This window comes from Methylobacterium sp. CCH5-D2 (assembly GCF_001556475.1).
GTDB lineage: Bacteria > Pseudomonadota > Alphaproteobacteria > Rhizobiales > Beijerinckiaceae > Methylobacterium > Methylobacterium hispanicum.
In genome coordinates this window covers 1-9,239 of the sequence record NZ_LSIX01000856.1, presented here as the reverse complement: position 1 = coordinate 9,239, position 9,239 = coordinate 1, and the positions used below count along the sequence as shown (strand labels likewise).

Sequence of the window (9,239 nt, the reverse complement as noted above, 5' to 3'; positions counted from 1 at the left end):
CTCCCTCCCCCCTCTGCGGGGGAGGGTACCCTGCGAAGCAGGGGGGGAGAGGGGAGCGGCGGTGCCGACGAGGGCTCCGCTTTGCATGAAGGCCACGCCCATATCGTAAGCTGGGGTCCCCTCTCTGCGGGACTACGTCCCGACCAACCCCTACTGACGCAGGGGCCACCCTCCCCCGCAGAGGGGGGAGGGGACGCTGCGTGGGCCGGCCCATGACCCCGTTCCGCCTCGGCCTCCTCGCCCTCGTCCTCACCTTCGCGCTCGATCAGGCCTCGAAGCTCTGGCTCTACTTCGGCACCGACCTCGTGCTGACGCAGCCCTGGCGCTTCGGGCCCTATCTCGACCTCGTCGTCGTCTGGAATCGCGGCGTCTCCTACGGGATGTTCCAGCAGGAGGGCGGGCTCGGCCGCTGGCTGCTCGTGGCTTTGTCGGTCGTGGCCGCGGCGGGCCTCGCCGTCTGGATGCACCGGGCGGGCTCGCGGCTTCTCGGTCTTGCGCTCGGGCTGATCGCGGGCGGAGCGCTCGGCAACGCCGTGGACCGGGCGGCGTACGGCGCGGTGTTCGATTTCGTGCACCTGCACGCGGGACAATGGTCCTGGTACGTCTTCAACGTCGCCGACGCGGCGATCGTGGCGGGCGTCGTCGGGCTGATCCTTGACAGCCTGCTACCGGAGCGCGGACCGGCTGGATCGTCCGATCCCGCCCCTCCCGTGTGATCGGCGCAACACGACCCACAGCACATTGCAGGTTGTGTGTACCACCGCTCTGGCACAGCCCGGTCAAGGCGCCATACGATCGCCGGAAACCGGGATCAGGCCGAGATGGTCGGATCAGGCCGCCGGAAGCGCGGCCGCCCGGACCGCCGGCGCGGTCCGGAGCGCCCGGCCAATCTGTGGGGCAGCATGACCGGGTATCGCAGGACTCTCGTCACCGTGGCCGCTCTGGCGGCCTCCCTCGGCGCCACCGGCGCGGGCGCGCAGGAGAGCGGCTCGCTGATGCGCGACACGCTGGGCACGCTGGGCCTCGTCGAGAAGGAGCAGGCCCCGATCGACTACCGCGAGCGCGCGCCGCTGGTGATGCCGCCGAAGATGGACGGCAAGGCGCTGCCCGCGCCGCGCCAGCGGGCGGCCAACCCGCAATGGCCCAAGGATCCCGAGATCGTCGCCCGCCAGCGCGAGGCCGAGGAGCGGCGCGTGCCCCGCGGCAACCAGGTGCAGGGCCGCTACGACGACAACAACGCCACGCTCTCGCCCGACGAGATCCGCGGCGGCCGGCGCGCCGACGCGCAGATCCCGCGCTCCAACGAGTACAAGCCCGGCGACAACAACCGCGACTCCTTCTGGGTCAACCCGTTCGACCTGATGAAGGACAAGTCGGAGACGGCGGAGCCCTCGGTCACGGAGCCTTCGCGCTACACCCTCACCGAGCCACCGACCGGCTACCGCAAGTCGCCGCGCCCCAACACGCGCGCCAACAGCGAGCCGATCAACAACCCTAGCCGCGAGCGCGAGGAGTCCGATCCGGGCGTCTACCAGCGCGAGCAGCTGCGGCGGCAATGATCCGTCGCACCGTGGCCCGGTTGCGACGCGGGTCCGGAAACGCAACATGAGAGGCGGCTACCGGTTCGGAACTTGCGGATCGGACAGGCCGGACACGGTCGGCCCGACTCGCGCGTCACGGTGTGCGGGGAGGCCGAGCGCCACAGGGACACTGGCATGCATCTGTTCAGGCACGGGACGCCCACCTTCTTCCCGCAGACGCCGTCGGTCAGCGCCGGCCGCGCGGACGCGGCGCCTCACGGGCGCTCCGAGGCGGGCGGCCCGGCCGTCACCGGCTTCAGCCTGGACAACGGCCTCGACGTGATCGTGGTGCCGGATCACCGCGCGCCCGTCGTCACCCACATGATCTGGTACCGCAACGGCTCGGCCGACGATCCGATCGGCCAGTCCGGCATCGCCCACTTCCTCGAGCACCTGATGTTCAAGGGCACCGAGAAGCACCCCGTGGGCGCCTTCTCGAAGGCGGTCTCGGGCCTCGGCGGCCAGGAGAACGCCTTCACCAGCTACGACTACACCGCCTATTTCCAGCGCGTCGCCCGCGACCATCTCGGTACGATGATGGCCTTCGAGGCCGACCGCATGTCGGGCCTCGTCCTCGACGACGCCGTGGTGGCGCCCGAGCGCGACGTGGTGCTCGAGGAGCGCCGCATGCGGGTCGAGACCGATCCGTCCGCGCAGCTCTCCGAGGCGATGGCCGCCTCGCTCTTCGTGCACCACCCCTACGGCATCCCGATCATCGGCTGGATGCACGAGATCGAGGGGCTGAACCGCGAGCACGCGCTGGCCTACTACAAGCGCTTCTACACGCCCGAGAACGCCATCTTGGTGGTCGCCGGGGACGTCACGCCCGAGGAAGTCCGCCGCCAGGCCGAGGCGACCTACGGGCAGGTCGCGCCGCAGGGCGCGCGCCCTGAGCGCCGCCGCCCGCGCGAGCCCGAGCCCCGGGCGATGCGCCGCCTCGCGGTGGCCGATCCGAAGGTCGAGCAGCCGACGCTGCAGCGCCTCTACCTCACGCCCTCCTGCATCACCGCCCGCGACGGCGGCTGCCACGACCTCGAGCTTCTGGCCGAGGTGCTGGGCGGCGGCTCGACCTCCTACCTCTACCGCAAGCTGGTGCTGGAGCAGGGCCTCGCGGTGAATGCGGGCGCCTGGTACATGGGCTCGGCGATCGACGACACCCGCTTCTCCGTCTACGCGGTGCCCGCCGAGGGCGTCGGCCTGGAGCAGCTGGAGGAGGCGGTTGACCGCGTGCTGCGCCGCGCGCCCGCCGAGGCGCTGGGCGCCGAGGCGATCGAGCGCGCCAAGACGCGGCTCGTGGCCGAGACGGTCTACTCCTCCGACAGCCAGTCCTCGCTCGCCCGCATCTACGGCTCGGCGCTCGCCATAGGCGAGACCGTCGAGGAGGTGCGCCGCTGGCCCACCGACATCGAGGCCGTGACCAAGGACCGCCTCTCGGCGGCCTCCGAGCGCTGGCTCACGCCAGCCCGCTCGGTCACCGGCTACCTGACGAAGACGAAGGACGCCGACGCGCCGGTCGCCATCGCCGCCGAGTAGCGGCGCGAACCGCAGCGCATCCGAGGCGGCCGCGGCTCTCAGGCGGCCGAACGAGAACAACGAGGTTCCCAATGAACTTGGCCGAGACCGACACCCGCACCGTCAACGCGCCGACGAAGGCGCTGCCCGTTCCTGGCGGTGCGGGCGTCGAGGCGTGGCACGTCGAGTCGCCGGTCGTGCCGATGATCGCGTTGGCCTTCACCTTCGAGGGCGGCGCGGCCCAGGATCCCGAGGGCAAGGCCGGCTGCGCGCAGATGCTGGCCCGCCTGCTCGACGAGGGCGCGGGCGACCTCACCTCGGACGCCTTCCAGGAGCGGCTGGCCGCGCGCGCGATCGAGCTGTCCTTCCATGCCGGCCCCGACGCGATCGGCGGCTCGCTGAAGATGCTGACGAAGCACGCCGACGAGGCGATCGACCTGCTGGCGCTCGCGCTCGCCAAGCCGCGCCTCGACGCCGACGCGATCGAGCGGGTGCGCGCCCAGATGATCGCGGGCCTGCGCTACCAGCAGAACGACCCGGGCGTGCTGGCCTCGCGCCGGTTCTTCCGCGAGGGCTTCGCCGGCCACGCCTACGGCCGGCCGTCCTCGGGCACGCTCGAGAGCGTGGCGGCGATCACCCGCGACGACCTGCTGGCGATGCACGCCCTGATCATCGGGCGCGGTGCCGTTAAGGTCGCGGCGGTCGGCGCGATCACCGCGACCCAGCTCGCCGAAGGTCTGAACCGGGCCTTCGGCGCGCTGCCGGAGGCTGGAGAGCTCCGCGCTGTGCCCAAGACCGTGGTGCAGGGCCTCGGCCGGCGCGAGGTCGTCGATCTCGACGTGCCGCAATCGGTGATCCGCTTCGGGCTCGCCGGCGTGCCCTGGCGCGACCCGGACTTCATTCCGGCCTACGTGCTCAACCACATCCTGGGCGGAGGGGCCTTCACCTCGCGCCTGTTCCAAGAGGTGCGCGAGAAGCGCGGGCTGGCCTACTCGGTCGGCACCTCGCTCGTCAGCCACCGCGCCACCGCGATGATCTGGGGCTACACCGCCACCAAGAACGAGCGCGTCGGCGAGGCACTGGCGGTGATCTCCGAGGAGATCGACCGGCTCGTTGCAAACGGTCCGTCCGATGAGGAATTGCAGAAGGCGAAGGACTACCTCACCGGCTCCTACGCGCTGGGCTTCGACACCTCGACCAAGATCGCGCACCAGCTCGTGCAGATCGCCTTCGAGGGCCTGGGCATGGACTACTTCGCGCGCCGCAACGACATGGTGTCGGGCGTGACCCAGGCCGACATCCGCCGCGCCGCCGCCAGGACCTTCGCGGACGGCAAGATGCTGGTCGTCGCCGCAGGCCGCCCCACGGGCTTCTGATCCTGGATCCCAAAGGTCCACGACCTTTGGCGGGTCTAGGGCGGAGCCCTCGTGGTTCGGCGAAGCCGAGCTCGGGGCTCTGCCCCGAGGCCCCGCCCAAGGGTTTCCATCCTCCGGGATCCCAACGGGCTCACAAGGGATAGGTACCGCGACCGAACTCTTCGAGAGCCGATCCCATGCAGCTCACCGGCATCCATCATCTCACCGCGATCACCGCGCGGGCGGCCGACAATTTCGCCTTCTACACGCGGGTGCTCGGCCTGCGCCTGGTGAAGAAGACGGTGAACCAGGACGACGTCTCGGCCTACCACCTGTTCTACGCGGACGGGCTGGCCTCGCCCGGCACCGACATCACCTTCTTCGACTGGCCGGCAGCCCCGGAGCGCCGCGGCAGCAACAGCATCAGCCGCACGCATCTGCGGGTGCCCGCCGCATCCATCGACTGGTGGCGCGCGCATCTCGGGCGCCAGGGCGTCGACCATGCGGCCCCCCTCGAGCGGGACGGCCGCCTCACCCTCGATTTCGATGACCCGGAGGGCCAGCGCCTCGCGCTGGTGGCGGACGAGACCGATCCCGGCCATCCCTGGGCGGAGAGCCCCGTGCCGACCGAGCACCAGATCCGCGGGCTCGGGCCGATCCGCCTCTCGGTTCCGGCGCCGGAGCGCACCGAGGCGGTGCTCACCGAGATCCTCGGCATGACGCACGACCGCAGCTTCGAGCTGCCCGAGGGGCCGGTGCGGGTGTTCCGGATGGGGGCGGGCGGCCCGGCCGCCGAGATCCAGCTTCTGCACGATCCCGCGGCGCCGGCCCGGCAGGGCGCGGGCGCCGTCCACCACGTGGCCTTCCGCATCCCCGACGCGGACTACGCAGCCTGGGCCGACAGGCTGCGGCAGCGCCGGATGCCCACGAGCGGGCCTGTGGACCGTTACTACTTCCGCAGCCTCTACTTCCGCGAGCCGAACGGCATCCTGTTCGAGATCGCCACCGACGGCCCGGGCTTCACGGCCGACGAGCCGCTCGATCGCTTGGGCGAGCGGCTCGCCCTGCCACCCTTTCTGGAGCCGCGGCGTGCCGAGATCGAGGCGGGACTGAAGCCGCTTTGAGGGCGCACGCACCAGCCCGGTTTTAAGAGTGATTCCAAGTGGCTGGGCCCGTGGGCGCCCGCGTGCCAGCTATGCCTTGACGCGGCTGCCGCAGGTGCGAGATAGCCCGCCACAAAGGGTTTCGAGAAAGATTCGGGGACAGATCCGTCCATGAGCAAGTTCTTCGAGGAGCGGGTGGTGTCGGTGCACCACTGGACCGACACGCTGTTCTCGTTCCGCACCACGCGCGATCCGGGCTTCCGCTTCCGCAACGGCGAGTTCACGATGATCGGCATCGAGGTCGAGGGCAAGCCGCTGCTGCGCGCCTACTCGGTGGTCTCGGCCAACTACGAGGAGGAGCTGGAGTTCTTCTCGATCAAGGTCGCGAACGGCCCGCTCACCAGCAAGCTGCAGCACCTCAAGGTCGGCGACCCGATCATCGTCGGTAAGAAGCCCACCGGCACGCTGGTGCTCGACAACCTGCTGCCGGGCAAGCATCTCTACCTGCTCGGCACCGGCACCGGGCTCGCGCCCTTCCTGTCGATCATCAAGGACCCGGAGACCTACGACCGCTTCGAGAAGGTGGTGCTCGTCCACGGTTGCCGGCAGGTGCAGGAGCTGGCCTACGGCGAGACCATCACCGAGACGTTGCCGAAGCACGAATTCCTGGGCGAGATGATCGCCGACCAGCTGATCTACTACCCCACCGTGACGCGCGAGCCCTTCCGCAATCGCGGCCGGATCACCGACCTGATCACCTCGGGCAAGCTGTTCGCGGATATCGGGCTCCCGCCGCTCTCCAACGAGGACGACCGCTTCATGCTCTGCGGAAGCCCCGAGATGATCCGCGACACCCGCGAACTGCTCTCCGGCCGCGGGCAGGAGGAGGGCAATCACGGCGAAGCCGGCCACTACGTGATCGAGAAGGCCTTCGTCGAGAAGTAGGCCCGTCGGAACCCCGCGCCCTGCGAGAGGGACGGGGTTCACGAGGCGGGCGTCCTCAGCCCGCCTCCGCTGGTTCGGGCACCAGATCCCGCACCGCGCGCGCCAGATCGGCGAGGCTGAGGCTGCCCTTGCTGATCACCCGGTCGGCCTGGCCCGCGAGCCGCCGCCGGTCCTCGCCCGTCACATCCTTGGCCGTCAGCACCACGACCGGCACCTCAGCCCAATCGGGCCGGGCCCGGAAGGCGCGCAGGAAGGCGAAGCCGTCCATCTCCGGCATCATCAGGTCGAGCAGGACGAGGCCCGGCCGCTCGCGCCCGGCCGCCTCCAATGCGAGGCCGCCATGCGCCGCCTCGCGCACCGGCAGGCCCTCGCGCTCCAGGGCCGCCACGACCCTGCCGCGCGCGTCCGCGTCGTCGTCCACGACGAGGATCGGCCCCTCGGTCGTCGTCGGCCGGAAGCGGTCGGTCACGGCCTTCAGGCTCGCCCACTCGATCGGCTTCTGCAGGTAGTCCGTCGCGCCGAGCGAGAAGGCGAGGTTCTGCTCGTCGAGGACCGTCACCATCACGATCGGCGTCGCGCCGAGTTCCGGGTCGGCCCGCAGGGCCCGCAGCACCGCCCAGCCGTCGAGGCGCGGCATGGTCACGTCGAGCAGGATCGCGCGCGGCCGCAACGCGCGCGCACGATCGAGACCCTGCCGCCCATCCTCGGCGGTCGCGACGCGAAAGCCCTCGCGCTCCAGGAAGCGGGCGAGGAGGTCGCGCGTGGCCGCGTCGTCGTCGATCACCAGGATCGTGCGCCCGTCGCCTCCGTCGGGGGGGGGCACCTCCGCACTCACCTCGTCCTGGGCGTGGAAGGTCGCAGGGATGCTCAGGGTGAAGGTGGTACCCCGGCCCTCCTCGCTCGCCACCGTGATCGCACCGCCCAGCATCTCCGCGAAGGCCTTGGTGATCGAGAGGCCGAGCCCGGTCCCGCCGAAGCGCCGCGTCGTCGAGGCGTCGGCCTGCGTGAACCGCTGGAACAGGCGGCCGACCTGCTCGGCGCTCATCCCGATGCCGTCGTCCGCGATGGCGAAGCGCAGGTCGGGTCCCGCGCGCGTCGCCCGCAGGCTGATACGGCCGTTCTCGGTGAACTTGGCGGCGTTGCTGAGCAGGTTGATCAGGCACTGCCGGAGCTTCGTCACGTCGGTGTGGGCGCTGCCGAGGTCGGACCCGAGCTCGAGCGCGAGGGTGTTGCCCCGCTTCTCGACCAAGCCCTCAACGGTGGACGCCACCTCCTGCACCACCTGCGCGACGTCGAAGGTCTCGGCGTAGATCTCGACCCGGTCGGCCTCGATCTTCGAGATGTCGAGCACGTCGTTGATCAGGCCGAGCAGGTGGCGCGCGTTGGCCTCGATCTTGCGCATGTCGGCGATGAGATCGGGCTCGCCGAGATCCTCCAACTCCTCCTGCAGCATCTCCGAATAGCCGATCACCGCCGAGAGCGGCGTCCTCAGCTCGTGGCTCATGTTGGCCAGGAACTGGCTCTTGGCGCGATTGGCCTCCTCGGCGGCCTCGCGGGCGGCGAGGATCGCGGCCTCGGCGGCCTTGGCCTCGGTGACGTCCGTATGGGTGCCGACCCATTCGCGGATCGTGCCGTCGAGTTCCAGGAGCGGCATCGCCCGCACGCTCATCGCCCTGTAGGTGCCGTCGCGGCGGCGGATCCGGTGCTCCACCTCGTAGGGCGTCTGCGTCGTGACGGCCCGCGTCCAGGCCGCGCGCGTGTGCTCGCGGTCCTCCGGATGGACCACGTCGAGGAAGCCGAGGCCCGCATAGGCCGCGTCGTCCTGCCCGGTGAACCGGGTCCAGCCGGCCTGGCGCGGATGGAGACCGCCCGAGGGCGCGGCCGTCCAGACGATGGCGGCGCTCGCCTCGATGAGCGAGCGGAAGCGCTCCTCGCTGCGCCGAAGGCGTGCCTCGGCGAGGTGGCGGACCGTCTCGTCCACCACGACGAGGCCGACGCCCTCGACGTGCGAGCCCTCGCCGCCGCTGCCGCGGAGCGGATAGAAGCTCATCGAGAAGCGGCGCACGCCGCCCGGCGCGCTCGGCGTCGGCACGGCGACCGGCACGTCGGGCGTGACGAGGCCTTCCTCCAGCGCGGCCGCGAGCTTCGGGGCGAGCGCCTCGCGCAGGGTCGGCAGCATCGCCCAGATCGGCGCGCCGAGGTCGGCGCCGAAGCCGCGCTCGCTCATCTGCGCCAGCGCCCGGTTCATGTGTCGGATCTTCAGGTCGCGGTCGAGGAAGCCGAGCCCGACGGGCGCGTTGGCCAGCACCCCGTCGAGCAGCGCGGACATGCGCAGCGATTCCCGTCGGCGTACCAGCGCGAGGCGCGCGAGCAACGCGATCGCCGCGAGCGCGCAGACGCCCGAGACCAGCGAGAGCAGCAGCGAGCGGCGCGATTCCGTGTCCCTGAGGTCGGCCAGACGACGCTCGGTCGCCGCCTCGATTCCCGTCACCTCGGCGCGGATCGCCTCCATCAGGGCGATGCCGTCGCCGGTGCGCACCAGGGCGGTGGCGGGCTCGAAGCCCTGCTCACGACGGACCGCGATCACGCGGGCGGCAAAGTCGCGCTTGCGCGCGATCAGCTCGGCGAGCGCGGGCGCGCCGGCCCGCAGCGGCTCCTGCGCCGTTCGCCCGAGCCGGGCGAGGCCCGTCTCGATCTCCGCGAGCGCCCGGTTGTAGGGGCCCATATGCTCATCGCTGCCGACG

At 71.1% G+C, this 9,239-nt stretch carries 7 protein-coding genes; 6 read left to right on the top strand and 1 reads right to left on the bottom strand.

What is annotated here, in order from left to right:
* Nucleotides 1-212: 212 nt before the first annotated feature.
* From lspA to AX737_RS22460, 6 genes are all read left to right on the top strand, one after another.
* Nucleotides 213-716 carry a signal peptidase II gene (gene lspA, locus AX737_RS22485; RefSeq protein ID WP_066925051.1) on the top strand — a complete coding sequence of 168 codons (504 nt, stop codon included), beginning with the start codon at nt 213-215 and terminating at the stop codon, nt 714-716.
* A 186-nt stretch (nt 717-902) separates the two neighbouring features.
* Complete coding sequence (locus AX737_RS22480; protein WP_066925055.1) at nt 903-1,559, top strand: hypothetical protein; 657 nt, start codon at nt 903-905, stop codon at nt 1,557-1,559.
* A 156-nt stretch (nt 1,560-1,715) separates the two neighbouring features.
* On the top strand, nt 1,716-3,113 hold the full coding sequence (locus tag AX737_RS22475) for a pitrilysin family protein (protein WP_066925049.1): 1,398 nt from the start codon (nt 1,716-1,718) through the stop codon (nt 3,111-3,113).
* Nucleotides 3,114-3,184: 71 nt separating this feature from the next.
* Entirely contained in the window at nt 3,185-4,468 is a 1,284-nt protein-coding gene (locus tag AX737_RS22470) for a pitrilysin family protein (RefSeq protein WP_066925046.1), read from the top strand.
* Nucleotides 4,469-4,644: 176 nt separating this feature from the next.
* Nucleotides 4,645-5,571 (top strand): ring-cleaving dioxygenase, encoded by a 927-nt coding sequence (locus AX737_RS22465; RefSeq protein ID WP_066925044.1) that lies wholly within the window; start codon nt 4,645-4,647, stop codon nt 5,569-5,571.
* A 150-nt stretch (nt 5,572-5,721) separates the two neighbouring features.
* On the top strand, nt 5,722-6,495 hold the full coding sequence (locus AX737_RS22460) for a ferredoxin--NADP reductase (protein ID WP_066925042.1): 774 nt from the start codon (nt 5,722-5,724) through the stop codon (nt 6,493-6,495).
* Nucleotides 6,496-6,550: 55 nt separating this feature from the next.
* On the opposite strand, the gene AX737_RS22455 is transcribed toward AX737_RS22460, so the two are convergent.
* Nucleotides 6,551-9,239, bottom strand: a 2,689-nt coding sequence (locus AX737_RS22455; protein ID WP_066925053.1) for a response regulator, incomplete at its 5' end; no start/stop codon positions are given.